This window comes from Streptomyces sp. NBC_00637 (assembly GCF_045161545.1).
Taxonomy (GTDB): domain Bacteria; phylum Actinomycetota; class Actinomycetes; order Streptomycetales; family Streptomycetaceae; genus Streptomyces.
In genome coordinates this window covers 3,457,829-3,478,508 of record NZ_CP109046.1, presented here as the reverse complement: position 1 = coordinate 3,478,508, position 20,680 = coordinate 3,457,829, and the positions used below count along the sequence as shown (strand labels likewise).

Genomic DNA, 20,680 nt, shown 5'->3' with positions numbered 1-20,680 from the left:
GCTGTCGATCCCCACCTCCCACCCTGCTCGGCGCCGGGCCCGTGGACCATGGAGTCCGTCGGCCTCTTGGCAGGGGGGTTTTCCCTACCCTCCGCGGCCGCCGCGTTCCCCGGCCGCCGGCAGCCGCGCGGGCGCGCTCCATCCGCCATCCGCGTTCGCCATCCGCCGGCCGCTATCCGCGGTTCCGCCAGGGCAGCTCGGCGGTCACCGTCGTGGGGCCCCCGACCGGCGACTCCACGATGAACAGTCCGTCGACGGCGTCCAGCCGCTCGGCCAGGCCCCGCATCCCCGACCCGCCGTCGAGCCGCGCCCCGCCCCGGCCGTCGTCCCACACCTGGATGAGCAGCCGGTCGTCGGTCCGCCACACGTCGACCGAGGCCGACCGGGCCGCGCTGTGCTTGCTGACGTTCTGGAGCAGCTCGGAGACGGTGAAGTAGGCGATGCCCTCGATGGCCTGCGCCGGCCGGGACGTCAGGTCGGCGGTCACCTTCACCGGCACCGTGCAGCGCGAGGCCACGGAGGACAGCGCCGCGTCCAGCCCCCGGTCGGTCAGAACCGCCGGATGGATGCCTCGTGCCAGGTCCCGCAGCTCCTGGAGCGCGAGCTTCACCTCGCCGTGCGCCTCCTCCACCATCGCCGCCACGACGTCGTCGGCCTGCCCCTCCAGCAGCTTCTCCTTCGCCAGACCCAACCCCATCGCCAGGTTGACCAGCCGGGCCTGGGCCCCGTCGTGCAGATCCCGCTCGATGCGCCGCAGATCGGCGGCCGCCGTGTCGACCACGACCCCCCGGTCCGACTCCAGCTCCGCGATCCGCCGCTCCAGCTCGTCGGAGGGGGACAGCAGGGCCCGCACCATCGCCCGGTCCGCGTTGGTCAGCCCGCGCGCCAGGAACGGCAGCACCGGCCACAGCACGAACAGCGAGGGAACGACCACGCTGAACGTCAGGACTCCCCAGGGCAGCCGGATGAGGTCGTACAGCACCGTGCGCCAGGCCACCGGGTCCTTCAACACCAGCCACATCCGCTGGAGGAGCCCGCCCGCCCTGCGCAGCGGCAACGGGCTCGGCTCGTCGATGCGCACCCCGAGCAGCAGACGCGCCCGCCCCCGCTCGAACCGGCCCATCAGCCGCGCCCCGGCCAGCCCGAGCGCGAGCAGCGGGAACCCGATGACGGTGACCGTCATCGCGGCACCGGTGACGATCACCGTCATCACATACGTGAATCCGATCAACGACATCGGCAAATTCGTCAGCAGGTGCGCGATCTCCTTCCACGTCTGCGGGTCGAAGGCGAAACGGGCCGGTGGCGGACGGTCGTCGTTCCGCCCTGCCGCGCCCGGCACACCGGCCGGAAGGGGGGCGGCTCTCGGATGGAGGTCGGCCCTGGCGTCGAGGTCGGCTCTCGGGTCGAGGCCGGGCCCCGGGTGAAGGTCGGATCTCGGACGGGAACCGGCCGACTGGAAGCCGTCCGGGTGGGAACCCCCCTTGCCGGAGCTGTTCGGGTCGGAGGCGGATCGGCTGGCGGAAGCGGTCATATGGGCTAGCCTGCCGCGCCGCGCGGCCCCGCGCCATGAGGTCTGCCGCCTTCCTCGGGCGGGGGAAAACCCCCCGCCCGCAAGACGAGGCGTGACGGGCTGCTTACCGTCCCTTTATCAGGGCCTAGACTCCCGTGCGTACAGATCGTCGAACGGGCCTGTCGTCGAAGAGACTGAGGTCAGGGAGCGAGGGACGGGCGTGCGGGAACGGACCGTCGATGTCGCGGCGGAACACGCGGCCGACTACTTCCAGTCCTACTCCGTCGTCGGGCTGCTCGCCGTCGTCGGCGTGCTGTTCGTCGCCGTGGCCTTCGGCGCGGGACGCCTGCTGCGGCCGGTGGTGCCCACCCCGGAGAAGCTCCTGACGTACGAGTGCGGCGTCGACCCCGTGGGCGAGGGCTGGGCCCACACCCAGGTCCGCTACTACGTCTACGCCTTCCTCTACGTGATCTTCGCCGTCGACTCGATCTTCCTCTTCCCCTGGGCGACGGTCTTCGCCGCCCCCGGCTACGGCGCGGCCACGCTCGTGGAGATGTTCATCTTCCTCGGCTTCCTCGCCGTGGGCCTGCTGTACGCCTACAAGAAGGGCGTCCTGACATGGATGTGACGCCGAAAGTGAATGCGCCGGAACAGCCGGAACAGCCGGGACAGGTGCCCTCGGGACCCGTTCCGCTGCCCGAGCCGAAGCGCCTGGGCACCCTGGCCCGCCTGGCCCCGGAACCGATGAAGGTGATCCTCAACTGGGGCCGCCGCTACTCGCTCTGGGTCTTCAACTTCGGTCTCGCCTGCTGCGCGATCGAGTTCATCGCCGCGTCGATGGCCCGCCACGACTTCATCCGTCTCGGCGTCATCCCCTTCGCGCCGGGCCCCCGCCAGGCCGACCTGATGGTCGTCTCCGGCACGGTCACGGACAAGATGGCCCCGGCCGTGAAACGCCTCTACGAGCAGATGCCCGAGCCGAAGTACGTCATCTCCTTCGGCGCGTGCAGCAACTGCGGTGGCCCCTACTGGGACTCGTACTCGGTGACGAAGGGCGTCGACCAGATCATCCCGGTGGACGTGTACGTGCCGGGCTGCCCGCCCCGCCCGGAGGCGCTTCTCCAGGGCATCCTGAAACTCCAGGAGAAGATCGCCCGGGAGTCCCTGCGCGAGCGCTACGGCCCGACCCCGTCCGGCCCGGCCGTCTCCCGCCCCTCGCCGGCTGCCCTCCAGAGCGGCCTGGTCCGCCCGCCGACCGCCGAGTCGTCTCCGACCACACCGCCGTCATCGCCGCCGTCGTCGCCATCGTCATCGGGGGAGGGCCGATGACCATGATCGGCTGGCTCCCCGCCCCCGCCGACGAGCTCTTCGGCCCGCAGGCCACGGCCGAGGAGTCGTACGACATCCTGACCGTCGACGTCCCACCGAGCTCCTGGACCGACGCCCTGCGCGTGGCCCGCGACCGCCTGACCTGCACCTACTTCGACTGGCTGAGCGCGGTCGACGAACCGGGCACCGGCTTCCACGTCTCGGCGCACGTGGTGGCCCTGTCCCCGGTGCGCCGCCTGCTGCTGCGCACGACGATCCCGCACGAGGCGCCGACCCTCGCCTCCGCCGTCGACGTCTACGCCGGCGCCGCCTGGCACGAACGCGAGACACACGAGATGTTCGGCGTCATCTTCGTCGGCCACCCCGCCCTGAACCACCTCCTCCTCCCGGAGACCTTCGAAGGCCACCCCCTGCGCAAGGACTTCGTTCTCGCGGCCCGTGTCGCCAAGGCCTGGCCCGGTGCCAAGGAGCCCGGCGAGTCCGAGCACGGCGGCCCCAAGCGCCGCCAGATGCTCCCCCCGGGCGTCCCCGACCCCAACGAATGGGGTCCCCTGAAGGGCCAACTCCCGCCCGCCCCGGCCCGCCCGGCCCGAGCGGCAGCGGGCCGCGCGGCAGGCGACCGCCCGGCCCGCCGCGCCCGCACGGCATCCGAGGGCTCCACCGGCCGGCCACAGCCCCCGGCCACAGAACCCTCGCCGACCTCACCCCCTTCGCCGACTTCTCCGGATGCTCCGGCGTCTCCGTCTCCGTCTCCGTCTGCGTCCACTCCCTCCTCTCCCTCGGCTCCTGGGGCGCCTGCCGGACCCCGTCGCGCCCGCAGCGCGAGCGCGGGATCGGCATCACAACGGGCGGACGCCACGGAGCTCCCGGCCGCCGCAGGAACAGAACCCGACGGGCTGACGGGACCGACCGCCACCGAGCCGACCCCGCGACCCCCGGCAGGACCGCGCCGCGCGCGCAGCGCCTCCCAAGGCTCGGCCTCCCAGCAGCCCCAGCCCCCGACGACACCCCCCGCCCGCCCCTCCACGGCCCCCCGCAGCTCCGACGCCCCGTGGCACCACGCCCGCCCTGCGTTCGACGAGCCCCAGCAGCCCCCGGACCCGAGCGGGCCACGGGACCCCAAGGGGAAGCAGACCCCGGAGCCGGGCCAGTCGCCGGAGCCGGGCCGGCAGCCGTCGGATGTGGCGGCGGAGGCGGAACAAGCGCCCGAGCCGACTCAGCAGCCGGAGACCGTTCAGCAGCCGGAGCCCGTCAGCCCTGAGCAGGTAGCCCCCGGGCAGGCCACGCCCAAGCAACCGGACCCCGCCGAAAAGCCGGACCCCGTCGAGCAGCCGGACCCCGTCGAGAAGCCCTCGCCGACCCGCGGGGCGCCGGACCGTACGGAGGACACGGAACCCCCCGCCCCCGACGCCCCTACAGGAGGCTCGCAGTGAACGACGCTCTCGACGTCGCCCTGCGACTCCTGGTCGTCTTCGTCGTCTTCCTCACGTTCCCCTTGATCGTCGGTCAGACCGAGCACAAGGTGATGGCCCACATGCAGGGCCGCCTGGGACCGATGTACGCGGGCGGCTTCCACGGCTGGGCCCAGCTCGTCGCGGACGGCGTGAAGTTCGTACAGAAGGAGGACGTCGTCCCCGCGGGTGCGGACCGCCGTATCTTCCAGCTCGCGCCGGCCGTCGCCCTCCTCCCGTACCTTCTGGTCCTCCTCGCCATCCCCATCGGCCCGGGCGAAGGCGCCGTCGGCCAGGTCGTGGACGCGGGCATCTTCTTCGTGCTCGCGGTGATGGGCGTGGGCGTGCTCGGCTCCCTCATGGCCGGCTGGGCCAGTGCCAACAAGTTCTCCCTTCTCGGCGGCCTGCGCACCGCCGCCCAGCTCCTCGCCTACGAACTCCCGATGCTGCTCACCGCCGCCTCGGTGGCGATGGCGGCCGGCACGGTGTCGCTGCCCGGCATCGTCGACGCCTTCGAGTGGTGGTGGCTGCCCTGGCAGATCGTCGGCGCGATCGTCTTCTTCGTCGCCGGTCTCGCCGAACTGCAGCGGCCCCCCTTCGACATGCCCGTCGCCGACTCGGAGATCATCTTCGGCGCGTACACCGAGTACACCGGCCTGCGCTTCGCCCTCTTCCTCCTCGCCGAGTACGCCGGAATCGTCGTTCTGTGCGGTCTGACCACCGTCCTCTTCCTGGGCGGCTGGCACGGCCCCTGGGGCGCCGACGGCCTCGGCTGGGTCTGGACCCTCCTCAAGTCGGCCGTCCTCGCCTTCGTGGTGATCTGGCTCCGCGTCACCTATCCCCGCCTGCGTGAGGACCAGCTGCAGAAGCTCTCCTGGACCCTCCTCGTCCCCCTTTCCCTCGCTCAGATCGCCCTCACCGGCATCGTCAAGGTGGTGATCCGGTAGTGGCCCCCATCCCCGGTAGTGGCCTCGCCAAGGGCCTGGCCGTCACCCTCCGCACGATGACGCGGAAGACCGTCACCGAGCAGTACCCGGACGCCCAGCCCGAACTTCCGCCCCGCACCCGTGGCGTCATCGGCCTGTTCGAGGAGAACTGCACGGTCTGCATGCTCTGCGCCCGTGAGTGCCCCGACTGGTGCATCTACATCGACTCCCACAAGGAGACGGTCCCGCCCGCCGCCCCGGGTGGGCGCGAGCGCAGCCGCAACGTCCTCGACCGTTTCGCCATCGACTTCGCCCTGTGCATGTACTGCGGTATCTGCATCGAGGTCTGTCCTTTCGACGCCCTGTTCTGGTCCCCGGAGTTCGAGTACGCCGAGACCGACATCCACGAGCTGACCCACGAACGCGACAAGCTCCGCGAGTGGATGTGGACCGTCCCGGCCCCACCCGCCCTCGACCCGGCCGCCGAGGAGCCGAAGGAGATCGCGGCCGCCCGCAAGTCGGCCGAGAAGCTGGCGGCAGCCCAGGCCGAGGCCTACCCGGCCCAGGCGAGCGAGCCGAACACACCCGAGGGAGGAGATTCGTGACCCTCGCTCAGACACACCACGGCTTCCTCTCCCCGACCGGCGTCGAGATCGCCTTCCTGCTCGTCGGACTGGTCACCTTCGGCGCCGCCCTCGTCACCGTGACCACCAGGCAACTGGTGCACGCCGCCCTGTGGCTCGTGGTCGCCCTCGGTGGGCTCGCCGTCGAATACCTCCTGCTCACCGCCGAGTTCATCGCCTGGGTGCAGGTCCTCATCTACGTCGGTTCCGTCGTCGTGCTCCTCCTCTTCGGTCTGATGCTCACCAAGGCCCCCATCGGCCGCTCCCCGGACGCGGACTCCGGCAACCGCTGGGCCGCTCTCACGGTGGCCGTCGCCGCGGCCGCCGCGCTGATCTGGGTGGTCGTCGACGCCTTCCGCGCCACCTGGATCGATCTGGACGGTCCGGCAGCCGGCTCCACCGAGGTCACCGGCGCGAGCCTCTTCCAGAACTGGGTCCTTCCCTTCGAGGCCCTCTCCGTCCTTCTCCTCGCGGCACTGGTCGGCGCGATCGTCCTGTCCCGCAAGGCGAAGGCGGAGTCGAGCTCTCCTCCTGTGAACTCACGGACCGTCACCAAGAGTTCCCGTTCCGTGACAGAGAGTTACTCGTCTGTTCCGCAGGCCCCCCAGAACCCGGCCGAGCAGGAAGGCACCCGCTGATGCACCTCGCCTATCCCGCCGTCCTGTCCGCGCTCCTCTTCTGTACCGGCCTGTACGGCGTCCTCGCCCGCCGCAACGCGATCCTCGTCCTGATGTCCGTCGAGCTGATGCTCAACGCCGTCAACCTCGACCTGGTCGCCTTCGACGTCTGGCTGAGCAGGACCACCGAGGAGACCCTGCACTCCGGCCAGGCGCTGACCCTGTTCACCATCGCCATCGCCGCAGCCGAGATCGGCATCGGCCTGGCCATCGTCCTAGCCGTCCACCGCAACCGGGGCACCGCGGACCTCGACCGCCTCCGCGACACCGCCGAAGGCCACGAGAGCCCCGCGGCCGACGGCCCCGGCAGCGACACCCCCGCGACCGGAACGGCCGCCGAGAAGGCTGAGGCCACCGCGTGACCACGACCACCCTCGCCGTCCTCGTCCCCCTCCTGCCGTTCCTGGGCGCGGTCGCCGGACTGCTCCTCGGCCGCACCGCCCCCGGCTTCGTGCGCCCGCTCGCCGTCCTGCCGACCCTCGCCGCGCTCGTACTGGCCGCGATCGTCGCCGTACGCCAAGGCGGGGACGCCTCGGTCACCGCGGCCACCGAACTGACCCCCACCGGCTCGATCCCGATCGAACTGGCCCTGTACATCGACGGCTTCGCCGCGCTCGTCGCCGTCCTGGTCGGCCTGGTCGCCACTTGTGTGCAGATCTACTCGACCGGCTACCTGCGCGAGGACCCGCGCTACCCCTCGTACGCCGCGCTCGTCTCCCTCTTCACCTCCGCGATGTTCCTGGTCGTCTACTCCGGCGACCTGATCGTGCTGCTGGTCGGCTGGGAAGTCATGGGCATCTGCTCCTACTTCCTGGTCGGCCACTACTGGGAGACCCCGGAGGCCCGCGCCGCCTCCATCAAGGCCTTCCTCGTCACCAAACTCGGCGACGTCCCCTTCCTCCTCGGCCTGTTCGCCCTCGCCACCGACGCCGGGTCCTTCCGCATCACGAAGGTCCTCGCCACCGTCGTCCACGGCGGACTCGACCACCCGACGATCGTCGCCCTGCTGCTCCTCGCGGGCGTGGCCGGCAAGTCCGCGCAGTTCCCCCTGCACACCTGGCTCCCGGACGCGATGGCCGGCCCCACCCCCGTGTCGGCGCTGATCCACGCCGCCACGATGGTCGCCGCCGGCGTCTATTTCATCGCTCGGCTCCTCCCGGTCTTCGAGGCGTCCTCGGCCGCGATGGTGACCCTCGCCGTGATGGCCGCCGTCACCATGGTCGGCTCGGGCCTGGCCGCCCTCGCCCAGGACGACATCAAGCGCGTCCTCGCCTACTCGACGATCGGGCAGCTCGGCTACATGACCGGCGCCCTCGCCGTCGGCGACCGCGGTGCCGCCGTCTTCCACCTCCTCTCGCACGGCGCGTTCAAGGCGCTCCTGTTCCTCGCGGCCGGCGTGATCATCCACGCCGCCGGCACCAACTCACTGGCCACCATGTCCCGCATGAGCCACCTGCGCGACCGCATCCCCGACGCGTACTGGACGATGACCGTGGCGCTCCTCGCGCTCGCCGCGATCCCGCCGTTCAGCGGCTTCTTCTCCAAGGAGTCGGTGCTCGGCGCCGCCGAACACATCACCGCCGGCCACACCGAGCACGCGCCCGGCGCCGCGGGCTGGATCGTCCTCGTCGCCGGCCTGCTCACCGCGCTCCTCACGGCCGCCTACGCGACCCGCCTGTGGCTGCTGACCTTCCACGGCCAGGGCACCGAAGCCCCCGACCACGGCCGCCAGCCCCTGACGATGACCGTGGTGCTGTGGGTCCTGGCCGTCCCGTCCCTGGCCCTCGGCGGGCTCGCCTACCGCAGCCTCCCCGACTGGTTCGACGGCAACGACCTCGCCCCGACCCTCACCACGTCCGTCCTCGGCACGGGCGTGGCCCTGACCGGCGCACTCGTCACCTACGCCGCCTGGCGCCATCTCGCCGGGCTCGCCGCCCGCGTACCCCTGGGCGCGGTCGCCGCGCACCCCGAGGGCGACGCGGGACTCGTCGAGGCCGAGGCGATCGCGACGCACGCGCCCGCCTACGGAGACGTGGCCTCCGCCCCCGACCCGGCGGACCCCGGACGGCTCCTGCTCGGCCCGTTGCACCGCCACGCGGCCGTCGGCTTCCACCTCGACGCCGTGTACCGGGCGCTGTTCGTCCGCCCGGTCCAGGCCGGCGCGAGCCTCGTACGGTTCCTCGACCGCGAGGTCGTCGACACCTACGTACGCGGAGCGGGCGCCCTGCCCCGCTGGCTGGGGGCAGCTGTACGGCGCGCCCAGACCGGCAATGTCCAGACCTATGTGAGCGCGCTGCTCGCCGGCACCGTCGTCCTGGCGGTCGCCGCCCTTCTCGTCGCTTCGGGAGCGTGAGCGGGCGTGATCGATATCAACGAGTCCGTGATGCAGGTCCTTCTGGCATTCATCGTGGTCGGCCCGCTCCTCGGCGCCGTCGCCGCCCTTCTGCCGGCTCCGCCCGGACTGAAGGGGAAGTCACCCGAGCAGGCCGTGCTGCGCCACGGCATGACCGTGACCGGCGCGGTCCTCATCGCCGCGATCGTCCTCGCGCTCGGCTTCGACCACGACCATCCGTCGAAGATGCAGGCCACCACGGACATCAGCTGGATCCCCGCACTCGACGTGCGCATCCACCTCGGCATCGACGGCATCTCCCTCCCCCTGCTGCTCCTGACCGCGCTGCTGACCTTCCTCTGCGCGGTGTACTCCTACTTCAAGCGGCAACATCCGTCACCGACGGCCCAGGCCGCGGACCCGTCCCCGAAAGCCTTCGTCGCGCTCGTGCTCGTGCTGGAGTCCGGCACCCTCGCCGCCTTCGCCGCCCTCGACCTGCTGCTGTTCTTCCTCGCCTTCGAGATGGTCCTCGTCCCGATGTACTTCCTCATCGCCCGCTGGGGCGGCGCGGGCCGGACCCAGGCCGCCTGGAAGTTCATCCTCTTCACGCTGCTCGGATCCGTGGTCATGCTGCTCGGCCTGCTCCTGATCGGAATCAAGGCGGGCACATTCGACATGGTGGCACTCGCCACTGACAACGGCCGGTCGCTCACCACATCCGTGCAGGTCATCGCCGTTCTCGCGATCGGTATCGGGCTCGCCGTCAAGACCCCGATGTGGCCGCTGCACAGCTGGCTGCCCGACGCCCACACCGCCGCTCCGACCGTCGGTTCGGTCCTGCTGGCCGGCGTGCTGCTGAAGATGGGCACGTACGGGTTCGTCCGGATCCTGCTGCCCGTCGCGCCGGACGGCTTCCGCACCTTCGCGCCCTACCTCGCCGCCTTCGCCGTCGTCGGGATCATCTACGGATCGTTGGCGTGCCTGGCCCTCGCGAAGCGGGGCGCGAAGGGCGACCTCAAGCGCCTCATCGCCTACTCCTCCGTCGGCCACATGGGTTTCGTCCTGCTCGGCATCGCGACCATGACCCCGACCGGCGTCAACGGCGCCCTGTTCGCCAACATCGCCCACGGGCTCATCACCGGCCTCCTCTTCTTCCTGGTCGGAGGGCTGAAAGACCGCACCGGCACCACCGATCTGGACACCCTCGCCGAGCAGACCGGCGCCGCGCTGTACGGCAGGACCCCCCGCCTCGGCGGTCTCCTCGCCTTCGCCGCCGTCGCCTCGCTCGGCCTGCCGGGCCTGGCAGGCTTCTGGGGCGAGATGCTGGCCCTGTTCGGCGCCTTCGACCCCGCCGACACCCTCAGCCGCCCCGCCTTCCTCACCTTCACGGCGATCGCCGCGTTCGGCACCCTGCTGACGGCCGCGTACCTGCTCGCGGTGGTCCGCCGCGTCTGCATGGGCGTCGTCCCGCAGGACGCCCCACGCCTCGCCGACGTGCAGACCTACGAGTTCGCGGCCTGGGCCCCGCTCGTCGCCCTCACCGTCATCGCCGGCCTGTGGCCCAGGACCCTCCTCGGGCTGACCGACCCGGCCGTGCAGCAGCTCCTCGCAGGAGGCACCCGATGAGCGCCCCGGCCCAGCCCGCGTTCCAGTCCCTGGCCGATTCGGTGGTCCAGTCCGTCGACTGGCCGGCCATCGCACCGCCCACCCTCGCGGCGATCGTCGCCCTCGTCGTCCTCGTCGCCGACCTCTTCGTCGGCGACGCCCGCAAGCCGCTCCTCGGCTGGCTGTCGGTCGCGGGACTCGCCGCCTCCACGGCCCTCCTCCTGCCCCTCCTGGACGGCGACCGCTCCACCTTCTGCCTGACCGGCGACACACGCGTGTGCAGTTACACGGCAGACCGCTTCACCCTCGTCATCCAGTTCCTAGTGCTCGGGGGAGCGCTGCTGGCGGCCCTGCTGTCGGTCACCGCCCTGAAGGACGCGCGCGGGCGACTGCCCGAAGGCGAGTTCTGGTTCCTGCTGCTGTCCTCCGCCGCCGGCGCCGCCCTGCTGCCCGCCTCCCGCGACCTCGCCACCCTCGTCGTCGCCCTGGAAGTCGCCTCCCTGCCCGCCTTCGCCCTGGTCGGCATCCGGCACGGCGACCGCAGGTCCTCCGAGGCGGCCCTGAAGTTCTTCCTGTCGTCCGTCACCGCGACCACCGTCACCCTCCTGGGCATCAGCTTCGTGTACGCGACGACCGGAACCCTGTACCTCACCCAGGTCGCCGACCGCATCCAGCACGTCGACGGGCGGCTGGACACCCTGGCCCAGACGGGCGTGGTCCTCACCCTCATCGGCTTCGCCTTCAAGACGGCGGCCGTCCCCTTCCACTTCTGGGTCCCCGACACCTACGTCGGCGCGCCCCTGCCGATCGCCGCCTATCTGTCGGTCGTCGGCAAGGCGGTCGGCTTCTCCGGCCTCATCCTCGTCACCGTCATCGGCTTCCCCTCGTACGCCGACGTCTGGGGCCCCGCGCTGGCCGCGCTGGCCGCCCTCACCATGACCGTCGGCAACGTCGGCGCCCTCCGCCAGCAAGCCACGCGCGCGTACAGCGCCGTACGCCTGCTCGCCTGGTCCTCCGTGGGCCAGGCCGGCTACCTCCTCGTGCCCATCGCCGCCGCCGCGTACTCCGACGACGCCGAGCACGCCATCGGCTCCACCGTCGCCTACGCCCTCATGTACGCAGCCGTGAACCTGGGTGCCTTCGCGGTGGCCGCCCTGGTGGGCCGTACCAGTGCGACGAACCGGATCGCGGACTACCGGGGTCTCTACGCGAAGCACCCGGCGGCAGCCCTCCTCCTGGCCTTCTTCCTGCTCTGCCTCGCCGGACTGCCGCCGGGCATCATCGGTCTCTTCGCGAAGGTCACCGTCTTCTCGGCGGCCGTCGACGCGGGCCTCGGCTGGCTCGCGGTCGTCATGGCCGTCAACGTGGTGATCGCCCTGTACTACTACCTCCAGTGGACGGCCCTGCTCTTCCGCGCCCCCGAAGGCGTGCCCGAGAAACACCGGATCCCCGGCCCGCTCACCGCCGCGATCGCCCTCACCGCGGCCCTCGGCATCGCCCTCTCCGGAGCACCCCAGCTGGTCCTGCGCTTCACCGACACCGGCCTCTTCTGAGTCCGTACGCGCGCGCGTGCCCCCGTCCTCACCCGGACGGCCCACACCCGTGCCCGCAGGCACAAGGGAACTCGTACCTTCCGCCTGGCGTTGACCAGTACGGGAAGGTGCACTGGATGTGACACCGCGGCACAGTGCCACCGGACAAGAACAAGATCCGCAAGCAAAGGGTCCCCCTGCTGCACGACTTGGAGGGCGTACCGTGCACCGCCGGCACAACGGGCTCAGGACGGCAGTACTCCTCGGGGGACTGTCCGCACTCATCATCGTCATCGGCAGCTTCTTCGGCCGCATGGGGCTGATCGTCGCGGTCCTGGTCGCGCTCGGCACCAACGCGTACGCGTACTGGAACAGCGACAAGCTGGCGCTACGCGCGATGCGCGCCCGCCCGGTGAGCGAGTTCGAGGCCCCCGCCCTGTACCGGATGGTCCGCGACCTCTCCACCCAGGCCCGTCAGCCCATGCCGCGCCTGTACATCTCCCCGACCGAGGCACCCAACGCCTTCGCCACCGGCCGCAACCCGCGCAACGCCGCCGTGTGCTGCACGGACGGCATCCTGCGCCTCCTCGACGAACGCGAACTGCGCGGCGTCATCGGCCACGAGCTCAGCCACGTCTACAACCGGGACATCCTCATCTCGTCGGTCGCGGGCGCGCTGGCCTCCGTGATCATGTTCCTGGTCAACTTCGCCTGGCTGATCCCGATCGGCCGCTCGGACGACGACGACGGTCCCGGCATCCTCGGCATGCTTCTGATCATGATTCTCGGCCCGCTCGCAGCCAGCGTCATCCAACTCGCCATCAGCCGCTCCCGGGAGTACGAGGCCGACGCCTCGGGCGCGCAGCTCACCGGCGACCCGCTGGCACTCGCGAGCGCGCTGCGCAAACTGGAGACAGGCACCAAGCAGCTTCCGCTGCCCCCGGAGCCTCGCATCGAGACCGCGAGCCACATGATGATCGCGAATCCCTTCCGTCCGGGCCAGGGACTCTCCAAGATGTTCTCGACGCATCCGCCGATGGCGGACCGTATCGCCCGGCTCGAGAAAATGGCAGGTCGCCACCAGTGAAGACCATCCTGAACGTCATCTGGCTGATCCTGAGCGGATTCTGGCTGTTCCTCGCCTACCTGGCCGCGGGAGCGCTGCTCTGCATCACGATCATCGGCATCCCCTTCGGGATCGTTCTTCTGCGTTCAGCATCGCGCTCGGGTCGACTCGTCCTTCGATGACCATCGAGGGCAGTAGCTGGAGCTCCGGGAGGGGGACCTGTTCCACGTCCGCCAGGGCAGCGTTCACACGGCTCCAGGTGCCGTCCGATGTCCAGGCATTGAAGTGCTTCGAAGCTTGGATCGTGGCACCGGTTTCCTTGAGCACGTTGGGCCACGACTTCCCCGTTCGCGCCTTGTAGAAGATCGCATCTACGGAACGGCGTACGGTGCCCCCGCGCCCCTTGGGGAGTAGGAGCGCGACCCTCGCCCACTCCTCGTCGGAGAGCGCAGCAGCAGGGACGGTAATGCCGGCGGCGGCGTACCAGGCCCGCACGGCGCAGGGGACACCGCCTCGCCGGTCGTCAGGCACCGGACCGGTGATGGTGACCTTCAGTTCCAGCATGGACAAGATGGCCGCTTGCTGCTCAGGAGCCATGCCTGGGAACGAGTTCTTCGCCATGCTCGCCAGCGCGATGAGATCGCGGGCGTACTGATCGGACTCTTCCATCTCCGCCAGCCATTCGGCCGCTTCGTCGCGCAGATTCTGGAGCTGCTGAAGTTCCTCGTTCAGCACTGCCGTAGCCGCTTCGATGGCGTCCGAAGACTTGCTCTGCTTGGCGGCTGCGACGATGACGGCCGCCATGGACGCGTTCATGCCCTCGATCTGCTGGTCGAGGTCTGCGATCCGGTCGACCAGGGCAGCCGTGTCCCCGGCCGCCATCCCGATCCACTCGGCCGCGAGCTCTTGCAGCCTGTCGCTGTCGCTTGCGATCGCGGTGACGTGCTTCCAGACATGCTTCTCAAGTGCATCCGCGTCGATGCGCGAGCAGCCGCAAGACTCTTGGGCAAGGTCTTTGGGCCCATTGCCGATGCAGCGGTAGAACCGGGCAACTTCCCGATCCGCTGCATAGCCGAATCCCGAGTGGCCCTTCCCACAGAGGCTGACAACCCGACCACTCAGCGGGTAGACCCACCGTTTGCCGCTGCTGTGCTTCGCCGTTTCGGCGACCTTGCGTCGTAGCTCTTCGCTCTGTTCCTCGGTCAGGATCCGAGGCAGTTCGATCCTGACGGAGTCACCCCAGATGGGCTCGCCGTTCGCATCCCTCTTGGCATGCTTCCCACGAAAGACGAGGGTGGCGTCGAGTACCGGCGCTGACATGATGCGATCTCGGAGATTGTCGCGCGTCCAGGTCTTACCGGAGCGAGCCGTGATCCCTTCGCTGATGAGGCGAACGGTGGCCTTGCGAAGGTTGAGTCCCTCGCCGACCACCAGGTCGTACACGTGCTTGATGACCTTTGCCTCATTCTCGTCGATCACGAGGTACGAGCCGGGGGTGCCCTTGTTGGCGATGCGGTACCCGTAGGGAGCGCGCCCGCCGATATGAGCGGCCGGCGTCAGCTCTGCTTTCTCCTGCAACCCACCTTGAGTCCGGTCGCGGATCGTCTCCCATTCGGTCTCGGCGTAGTCGGCATCCCGGCGCATCTTCTTGCGACCCTCGGTGGTCGTGTTGTCGTAGTCGTCCGCGACGACGGCGACGAAGACGCCGATGTCTTCCAGAGCCCAGACCCAGCGCCAGAAGGCGCGACCCTTGCGTCCGATCACACGACCGTCCGGCACGACCACGATGTCGAAGGGACGCGGCGTCTGCTGGGCGTCGTCCATGAGTCGCTTCAGATCACCACGGTCAGCCGCTTCCAGAGAGCCCGAGACACCCTCGTCCTTGTAGGTGCCGACGTGAGCCCACTGCTTGAGCGTGATGTGCCGAGTGGTTTTACGGCTCTGCCTGGCTACGCCGTAACCCTTCTTCTGCTCTTCCGTCGAGACGCGGAGGTAGTCGACCGCGCGCAGTGAACGGGTGCCGACCGCACGAGCAGCGGTCTCGATAGCTGAAGACAGGGGTGTGCTTACATGGGACACGTCGACTCCTAGTTAGTCGGCCAGCCCCGGGGCGGTGGCAGCCGCTGCCGGGGCGTTTGTCTGAACTCCCAAGGTAACGGGGGAATCTGACATGACGTCGGGAATTCTCAAGTTCGTCCGCCGACGTGCCTGCGGTCCGAACAGAATGCGGAGGAGTAACGCACGCTCGGCCGGCGACAGCGTCTTGTTCGGGAGCCAGATGACCTCTGTGTCAGCCATGAGATCCACCCGGTCGTTGTGCGACCTCACGGCTCAACTCTCGACTGATGGCGAGTTCTTCGGCGACGCCAGCAGCGATCAGCGCGCCACCGGGGGAGTGGCCGGAGCCCGCGTAGCGCCAGTGCGAATCCGTGATTGTGTCTGACGGCTCGGAGCGGGCCGCCGCGCTCCGCATCGGCCAAGAAGCTGGCCACGGCGAGATCATGGCGTGGGCATGGGAGATCGAGGCTTGGTTCGCCCTCACTCAGAGCCGTTGGCAAGACATGCTCGAAGCCGTCGAAGCCGGCACGTTGCCGACCAGACCCATTCTGTCGGCGTGCAGTTCTACGCACATAAGGCACGAGCCGCTGCCCGTATGGGAGACGGCCGCCCGGTTCGAGACTTCTTGGACGCGGGCCGCGCCCGCCTGGACCGACTGCCGCGCCCGGATTACACGGAACACCACTTCATCATCGACCCCGACAAGTGGGACTTCTATGAGATGGATGCCTATCGCCTACTCGGAGACGACGAGCGAGCCGCCACCCATGCCCGCTCAGTAATCCGCATCATCACCGGCCCCGCCGGCACCGAGACCTCTCCCATGCGTGCAGCAGAAGCCCGCCTCACCCTGGGGGTTCCCGCCGTCCGAACCGGCGACATCGACGAAGCCATCGGCATGGGCACCATGGCTCTCGAAGCCGACCGTGAGTCGCTGCCATCTCTGCTTTTAGTCGCTGACGAGTTGGACAAGGAACTTCGCTCTCGCTACCCCCGGGAAGCCTCAGCACGCGACGTCCACGAGCGAGTCATGACGCTCTATGGGGGAAGTGGGCGGTCCGCTGTGTCCGGCGGCCAATCTGATGGCCTGCTCCCTCGCCGAGTTCGACGCAGTGGGGGTTGAGAATGGACAGTGGGTGCGGTCGGGGCCGAACGCGGCGCATGACACCCAGCGGTGCCCCGTGGGCTGGCGCCTATGCCGTCTTCAGCGTCCCCCGAAGCCCTGATCTGTCGGCACCACCTCGCGCCCCAGGGGCATAAGAGAGATCGGGATCAGCTTCAGGTTGGCCCAGCCGAAGGGGATCCCGATGATCGACAGGAACAGCGGGATGCTCGTGACGAGGTGGGCCAGAGCCAGCCACCAACCTGCGAAGATCACCCAGATCACATTTCCGATGAACGACCCAGCTCCAGCATCCGGCCGATCCACGGTGGTGCGGCCGAAGGGCCAGATGACGAAGCCGGCGATGCGTAGCGACGCGATGCCGAAGGGGATGGTGACGATCAAGACGAAGCAGATCAGCGCGGCGATCAGGTAGCCGATGGCCATCCAGATGCCACAGAAGACGAGCCAGATGATGTTCAACAGCAGGTTGAAGAGCTTCATGGTCGGTACCTCTCCAGGTCGGTCCATCGGCATGCCTGCTGTCACCAGTATCAGCCGGTCAGGCGTTCAGGCGGAACCGCAGCGCCTTTGTAGCGTGATCGGGAACCCTCGGAGACGATCCCGTTCGGCATCGCCGCCTTCCGCATCGGTGTCTACGCCCTCTGGCCCTTCGGCTACACGACGATCGAGCGTCGTGACGCGGGCGCACCCTCCTGCCTCGGCAATGTGCTCTGGCTGGTCCTCGCCGGCTGGTGGCTGGCCATCGGGCACATCGTCACCGGCCTGCTCCTCTGCCTGACCATCATCGGCATCCCGTTCGGGATCGCGAACTTCAAACTGATTCCGGTCTCGCTGTTCCCGCTGGGCCGCGAGATCGTGCCGACGGACCAGCCGTTCGCGGCGCGCTGACGCGTCGGGCCCGGTCCGTTCCTGGTCGTTGTCCTGGCTGCTGTCCACACTCCGTCAGCGACCTGGCGGGCCACCGCTCGACGGCAGCCCGCCGTCCGCCGGTTGTCCACAGGCGGCGGGTTGTCCACAGGTCGGCCCGGTTGTCAGTGGCGGCTTGCATCATGAACACATGACCGAGAACGAGCAGTTGTGGGCGAGGGTGGCGGCCAAGGCGGCCACCGACCGCCCCTGGGGTTGGCCCACCCTCCCCGACCCCGTGGACGCGGCCACCGTGGCCCGGGCCGAGGCCGCCCTCGGCTTCCGTCTGCCGCCCCTGCTCGCCGAGCTCTACCTGCGTACGGGGGACGGCGGATTCGGCCCGGAGTACGGCCTGCTGCCCCTGCTCGACAGCACTCCGGCCGGTGAACCCGCCGCCGTCACCCAGTACCTCACTCATCGTGAAGACGCCCGCGAGGACCCCGAATGGCCCTGGCCCGAGGGCGTCCTGCCGATATCCCACTGGGGCTGCGCGATGTACGCGTGCGTGGACTGCCGCTCCCCGCAGGCGACGGTCCTGCTCTTCGAACCGAACCCCGGAGACCCCGACCACGCCTGGTTCGTCGATGCCCCGAGTCTCACGGCATGGCTGCACGCCTGGCTCGACGGCACGGGCTGGTACGGGACCCTGGGCGCCGACCCGGAACTGACCCCGTGGACCGAGTTCCGCATACGCACGGCGGCGACCGGGGCGACCACGCCGTAGCGGCCTGCCGTCGCGCACCCGTCGCCCGGGCACCCACCCGCACGCCTCCCGCCTTACACCTGCCGTCGCCGCAGTGCGGCGTGCGGCTACCGCGCTCCCGTCCGGCGCCGCCGTACCGCGTAAGCGAGCGCACCCACCGCCAGCACCCCCGCCCCCACGACCACCGAGGTCCTCGGCAGCGCGAACGCGAGGACCACACAGCCCAGGAGCCCCACCACGGGCAGCACCCGCTTCACCGGGGCCGCGTCGAGCGTCCAGGCCGCCGCGTTGGCCACCGCGTAGTACGTCAGCACACCGAAGGAGGAGAACCCGATCGCGCCCCGGACGTCCACCGTGGCGGCCAGGACCGCCACCACAGCGCCCACCGCGAGCTCGGCCCGGTGCGGCACCTGGAAGCGCGGATGTACGGCGGCCAGGGCGCCGGGCAGATGCCGGTCCCGGGCCATGGCCAGCGTCGTGCGTGAGACGCCCAGGATGAGAGCGAGAAGGGAGCCCAGTGCCGCCACGGCGGCCCCGATCCGTACCACCGGCACCAGCCCGGGAGCCCCCGCCGCCCGCACCGCGTCGGCCAACGGGGCCGTCGCCCGCCCGAGGCCACCCGACCCCAGCACGGAAAGGACGGCGACCGCCACACACGCGTACACGACCAGGGCGATGCCCAGGGCCACGGGGATCGCACGGGGAATGGTGCGTGCCGGGTCCCGCACCTCCTCGCCGAGGGTCGCGATGCGGGCGTACCCGGCGAAGGCGAAGAACAGCAGGCCGGCGGCGGTCAGCACCCCACCCGGCCCGCCGGAGATCCCGACGTCCAGCCGCCCTTCGCCGGACGCGCCGGACCCCAGGCACACGACCACCACGCAGGCGAGGACCGCCAGGACCACCGCCACGATCACCCGCGTCAGCCAGGCCGACTTGTGGACGCCGCCGTAGTTCACCGCGGTCAGCGCCACCACGGCCGCGACCGCCACCGCGTGCGCCTGCCCCGGCCACACGTACGCCCCGACCGTCAGAGCCATCGCCGCACAGGAGGCCGTCTTCCCGACCACGAACGACCAGCCCGCCAGATACCCCCAGAACGCGCCGAGCCGCTCCCGTCCGTACACGTACGTGCCGCCGGAGGCCGGATACAGGGCGGCGAGCCGCGCCGACGACATGGCGTTGCAGTAGGCGACCAGCGCGGCGAGCGCGAGCCCGAACAGCAGCCCGGAGCCCGCGGCCTGCGCGGCGGGGGCGAGCGCCGCGAAGACGCCGGCACCGATCATCGAGCCGAGCCCGATGACCACGGCGTCGCCGAGGCCGAGTGTCCGCCGCAGTTCGGCGCGCGATCCGGGCTGTGTCATGGGCCGCACCCTACTGATCGACGGAACCGCCGTGTGCCGTGCTGACGTCGTCCTCATCGACACGACCCGAACCCGGGTGCGACGCGGGACGCGGGGCGGGGCGGAAACGAGCACAGCCCGTCCGGAGCGAGCGACATCACAGTGTCCGGACAGCGCGGGCACAGCACGGAAGGGCAGGTTCAGGGCATGAGCATCATCAGCTGGATCATCCTGGGGTTGTTGGCCGGAGTCATCGCCAAGGTCCTGCTGCCGGGCCGCGACCCGGGCGGCTTCATCGGCACGACCCTCATCGGCGTCGCGGGCGCGTTCATCGGCGGCTGGATATCGGCCCGCTGGCTGGACCACCCCATCACCAAGGACTTCTACGACGGCGCGACCTGGGCCGCGGCGATCGGCGGTTCGCTGGTGCTGCTGATCGTCTATCGCCTGCTGTTCGGCAACTCGCGCGACTGAGCGTCACAGCGGCCGCGCGGACGAGAAGGGTGGGCACCCGCCGGGTGCCCACCCTTGCCCATAGCCGTCCGGCCCGTACCTGTCGGCCCGTAGCTGTTCCGGCTCGCAGCCGTCCGGCCGACTACCGGTAGTTCACGAACTGAAGAGCGAAGTCGAAGTCCTGGCCCTTGAGCAGGTTGATGACGGTCTGCAGGTCGTCGCGGCTCTTGGAGCTGACCCGCAGTTCCTCGCCCTGAACCTGGGCCTTCACGCCCTTGGGGCCCTCGTCGCGGATGAGCTTCGCGACCTTCTTCGCGTTCTCCTGGGAGATGCCCTCCTTGATCTCGGCGAAGAGCTTGTACTCCTTGCCGGAGAGCTGGGGCTCGCCCGCGTCCAGCGCCTTGAGGGAGATCCCGCGCTTGATCAGCTTGGACTGGAAGACGTCGAGGACGGCGTTCACCCGGTCCTCGGAGTTCGCCTCCATCAGGATCTTTTCACCGGACCAGGAGATCGAGGCGCCGACGCCCTTGAAGTCGTAGCGCTGCGAGATCTCCTTGCCGGCCTGGTTGAGGGCGTTGTCGACCTCCTGCCGCTCGACCTTCGAGACAATGTCGAAACTGGAGTCGGCCATGTCCTGTGGCTCCTTGTATCGGGGTGCGTGTCGGGTGCGTATCGGCGTGCGTGGGGGCGACCGCCGAGCCCGGCGTGATCCCGGGCCGCATCCGCACAAGCCTAGTCACCCCGCTCCCTCCGGGCGGCGAGGAATCAGGTGGCGAAGCACCCCTGGGCATCGGGTATCGTTTACGTCGTTGCCAGGGAGCACCGCCGAAAGGCGGTTCGAACGGGCAGTAAACCCGGCGGTGTGCCCGAGCGGCCAAAGGGAGCAGACTGTAAATCTGCCGGCTCAGCCTACCCAGGTTCGAACCCTGGCGCCGCCACGCTGAGAGAGGGAACCCCTCCGAACTGCGGAAACGCAGAGCGGAGGGGTTTCTTCGTGTGCGGCGGAAAACCTGGCTCGCCTCCCTGTCCACCGGTCCCGG

General features: G+C 69.9%; 20 protein-coding genes, 1 tRNA gene and 1 pseudogene. 17 read left to right on the top strand and 5 right to left on the bottom strand.

Annotated features, from left to right (window positions below; all coding sequences use genetic code 11):
* Positions 1-172 precede the first annotated feature (172 nt).
* Positions 173-1,534, bottom strand: coding sequence for a sensor histidine kinase (locus OG440_RS15045; RefSeq protein WP_406007337.1), 1,362 nt, complete (start codon positions 1,532-1,534; stop codon positions 173-175).
* A gap of 199 nt (positions 1,535-1,733) precedes the next feature.
* On the opposite strand from OG440_RS15045, the gene OG440_RS15040 reads away from it, so the two are divergent.
* From OG440_RS15040 to OG440_RS14985, 12 genes and pseudogenes are all read left to right on the top strand, one after another.
* Positions 1,734-2,141: an NADH-quinone oxidoreductase subunit A gene (locus OG440_RS15040; RefSeq protein ID WP_406007336.1), complete on the top strand. Its 408-nt coding sequence runs from the start codon at positions 1,734-1,736 to the stop codon at positions 2,139-2,141.
* Positions 2,132-2,842 (top strand): NADH-quinone oxidoreductase subunit B, encoded by a 711-nt coding sequence (locus OG440_RS15035; protein ID WP_406007335.1) that lies wholly within the window; start codon positions 2,132-2,134, stop codon positions 2,840-2,842. The genes OG440_RS15040 and OG440_RS15035 overlap by 10 nt, the downstream gene beginning before the upstream one ends.
* Positions 2,839-4,275, top strand: coding sequence for an NADH-quinone oxidoreductase subunit C (locus tag OG440_RS15030; RefSeq protein ID WP_406007334.1), 1,437 nt, complete (start codon positions 2,839-2,841; stop codon positions 4,273-4,275). The genes OG440_RS15035 and OG440_RS15030 overlap by 4 nt, the downstream gene beginning before the upstream one ends.
* The gene (locus tag OG440_RS15025; protein WP_406007333.1) at positions 4,272-5,240 is read left to right on the top strand and encodes an NADH-quinone oxidoreductase subunit H; all 969 of its coding nucleotides are present in this window, start codon (positions 4,272-4,274) and stop codon (positions 5,238-5,240) included. Before OG440_RS15030 ends, OG440_RS15025 begins: the two co-directional genes overlap by 4 nt.
* Positions 5,240-5,824: a NuoI/complex I 23 kDa subunit family protein gene (locus OG440_RS15020; protein WP_406007332.1), complete on the top strand. Its 585-nt coding sequence runs from the start codon at positions 5,240-5,242 to the stop codon at positions 5,822-5,824. Before OG440_RS15025 ends, OG440_RS15020 begins: the two co-directional genes overlap by 1 nt.
* Positions 5,821-6,480 (top strand): NADH-quinone oxidoreductase subunit J, encoded by a 660-nt coding sequence (locus OG440_RS15015; RefSeq protein ID WP_406007331.1) that lies wholly within the window; start codon positions 5,821-5,823, stop codon positions 6,478-6,480. The genes OG440_RS15020 and OG440_RS15015 overlap by 4 nt, the downstream gene beginning before the upstream one ends.
* Complete coding sequence (gene nuoK, locus OG440_RS15010) at positions 6,480-6,881, top strand: NADH-quinone oxidoreductase subunit NuoK (protein ID WP_406007330.1); 402 nt, start codon at positions 6,480-6,482, stop codon at positions 6,879-6,881. Before OG440_RS15015 ends, nuoK begins: the two co-directional genes overlap by 1 nt.
* The gene (locus OG440_RS15005) at positions 6,878-8,872 is read left to right on the top strand and encodes an NADH-quinone oxidoreductase subunit L (protein ID WP_406007329.1); all 1,995 of its coding nucleotides are present in this window, start codon (positions 6,878-6,880) and stop codon (positions 8,870-8,872) included. The genes nuoK and OG440_RS15005 overlap by 4 nt, the downstream gene beginning before the upstream one ends.
* A gap of 6 nt (positions 8,873-8,878) precedes the next feature.
* On the top strand, positions 8,879-10,477 hold the full coding sequence (locus tag OG440_RS15000) for an NADH-quinone oxidoreductase subunit M (protein WP_406007328.1): 1,599 nt from the start codon (positions 8,879-8,881) through the stop codon (positions 10,475-10,477).
* The gene (locus OG440_RS14995) at positions 10,474-12,009 is read left to right on the top strand and encodes an NADH-quinone oxidoreductase subunit N (RefSeq protein WP_406007327.1); all 1,536 of its coding nucleotides are present in this window, start codon (positions 10,474-10,476) and stop codon (positions 12,007-12,009) included. Before OG440_RS15000 ends, OG440_RS14995 begins: the two co-directional genes overlap by 4 nt.
* Before the next feature lie 202 nt (positions 12,010-12,211).
* A complete protein-coding gene (gene htpX / locus OG440_RS14990) occupies positions 12,212-13,075 on the top strand; it encodes a zinc metalloprotease HtpX (protein ID WP_406007326.1) in 864 nt (287 codons plus the stop codon).
* Positions 13,072-13,200, top strand: a pseudogene (locus OG440_RS14985) (YccF domain-containing protein); the annotation flags it as partial. The gene htpX and the pseudogene OG440_RS14985, both read left to right, overlap by 4 nt.
* Here OG440_RS14985 and OG440_RS14980 read toward each other — a convergent pair.
* Complete coding sequence (locus OG440_RS14980) at positions 13,166-15,133, bottom strand: recombinase family protein (RefSeq protein WP_406007325.1); 1,968 nt, start codon at positions 15,131-15,133, stop codon at positions 13,166-13,168. The pseudogene OG440_RS14985 and the gene OG440_RS14980 sit on opposite strands and share 35 nt — an antisense overlap.
* A 535-nt stretch (positions 15,134-15,668) precedes the next feature.
* On the opposite strand from OG440_RS14980, the gene OG440_RS14975 reads away from it, so the two are divergent.
* On the top strand, positions 15,669-16,235 hold the full coding sequence (locus tag OG440_RS14975; RefSeq protein WP_406007324.1) for a hypothetical protein: 567 nt from the start codon (positions 15,669-15,671) through the stop codon (positions 16,233-16,235).
* A gap of 81 nt (positions 16,236-16,316) precedes the next feature.
* Here OG440_RS14975 and OG440_RS14970 read toward each other — a convergent pair whose 3' ends face one another.
* Positions 16,317-16,718, bottom strand: a complete 402-nt coding sequence (locus OG440_RS14970; RefSeq protein WP_406007323.1) for a YccF domain-containing protein — start codon at positions 16,716-16,718, stop codon at positions 16,317-16,319.
* A gap of 117 nt (positions 16,719-16,835) precedes the next feature.
* Here OG440_RS14970 and OG440_RS14965 point away from each other — a divergent pair, with 117 nt between their 5' ends.
* Together OG440_RS14965 and OG440_RS14960 are read left to right on the top strand one after the other, a co-directional pair.
* Positions 16,836-17,126, top strand: a complete 291-nt coding sequence (locus OG440_RS14965) for a YccF domain-containing protein (RefSeq protein ID WP_384114065.1) — start codon at positions 16,836-16,838, stop codon at positions 17,124-17,126.
* Between the two features lie 169 nt (positions 17,127-17,295).
* Positions 17,296-17,868 (top strand): SMI1/KNR4 family protein, encoded by a 573-nt coding sequence (locus OG440_RS14960; protein ID WP_406007322.1) that lies wholly within the window; start codon positions 17,296-17,298, stop codon positions 17,866-17,868.
* A gap of 86 nt (positions 17,869-17,954) precedes the next feature.
* Here the strand turns inward: OG440_RS14960 and OG440_RS14955 are convergent, their stop codons facing one another.
* Positions 17,955-19,208, bottom strand: a complete 1,254-nt coding sequence (locus OG440_RS14955) for an APC family permease (RefSeq protein ID WP_406007321.1) — start codon at positions 19,206-19,208, stop codon at positions 17,955-17,957.
* A 186-nt stretch (positions 19,209-19,394) separates the two neighbouring features.
* On the opposite strand from OG440_RS14955, the gene OG440_RS14950 reads away from it, so the two are divergent.
* The gene (locus OG440_RS14950) at positions 19,395-19,661 is read left to right on the top strand and encodes a GlsB/YeaQ/YmgE family stress response membrane protein (RefSeq protein ID WP_020132690.1); all 267 of its coding nucleotides are present in this window, start codon (positions 19,395-19,397) and stop codon (positions 19,659-19,661) included.
* A gap of 121 nt (positions 19,662-19,782) precedes the next feature.
* Here OG440_RS14950 and OG440_RS14945 read toward each other — a convergent pair whose 3' ends face one another.
* Positions 19,783-20,271, bottom strand: coding sequence for a YajQ family cyclic di-GMP-binding protein (locus OG440_RS14945; RefSeq protein WP_406007320.1), 489 nt, complete (start codon positions 20,269-20,271; stop codon positions 19,783-19,785).
* A 225-nt stretch (positions 20,272-20,496) separates the two neighbouring features.
* Here OG440_RS14945 and OG440_RS14940 point away from each other — a divergent pair.
* Positions 20,497-20,578, top strand: a tRNA-Tyr gene (locus tag OG440_RS14940).
* The last annotated feature ends 102 nt before the right edge of the window (positions 20,579-20,680 follow it).

What these genes read in the sequence shown, in the direction of transcription:
- OG440_RS15035 (WP_406007335.1), top strand. Translation starts at nt 2,132, where the DNA reads ATGGATGTGACGCCGAAAGTGAATGCGCCGGAACAGCCGGAACAGCCG.
- OG440_RS14955 (WP_406007321.1), bottom strand. Translation starts at nt 19,208, where the DNA reads ATGACACAGCCCGGATCGCGCGCCGAACTGCGGCGGACACTCGGCCTC.
- OG440_RS14945 (WP_406007320.1), bottom strand. Translation starts at nt 20,271, where the DNA reads ATGGCCGACTCCAGTTTCGACATTGTCTCGAAGGTCGAGCGGCAGGAG.
- OG440_RS14995 (WP_406007327.1), top strand. Translation starts at nt 10,474, where the DNA reads ATGAGCGCCCCGGCCCAGCCCGCGTTCCAGTCCCTGGCCGATTCGGTG.
- OG440_RS14960 (WP_406007322.1), top strand. Translation starts at nt 17,296, where the DNA reads ATGACCGAGAACGAGCAGTTGTGGGCGAGGGTGGCGGCCAAGGCGGCC.
- nuoK (WP_406007330.1), top strand. Translation starts at nt 6,480, where the DNA reads ATGCACCTCGCCTATCCCGCCGTCCTGTCCGCGCTCCTCTTCTGTACC.
- OG440_RS15045 (WP_406007337.1), bottom strand. Translation starts at nt 1,534, where the DNA reads ATGACCGCTTCCGCCAGCCGATCCGCCTCCGACCCGAACAGCTCCGGC.
- OG440_RS15030 (WP_406007334.1), top strand. Translation starts at nt 2,839, where the DNA reads ATGACCATGATCGGCTGGCTCCCCGCCCCCGCCGACGAGCTCTTCGGC.
- OG440_RS14950 (WP_020132690.1), top strand. Translation starts at nt 19,395, where the DNA reads ATGAGCATCATCAGCTGGATCATCCTGGGGTTGTTGGCCGGAGTCATC.
- OG440_RS14970 (WP_406007323.1), bottom strand. Translation starts at nt 16,718, where the DNA reads ATGAAGCTCTTCAACCTGCTGTTGAACATCATCTGGCTCGTCTTCTGT.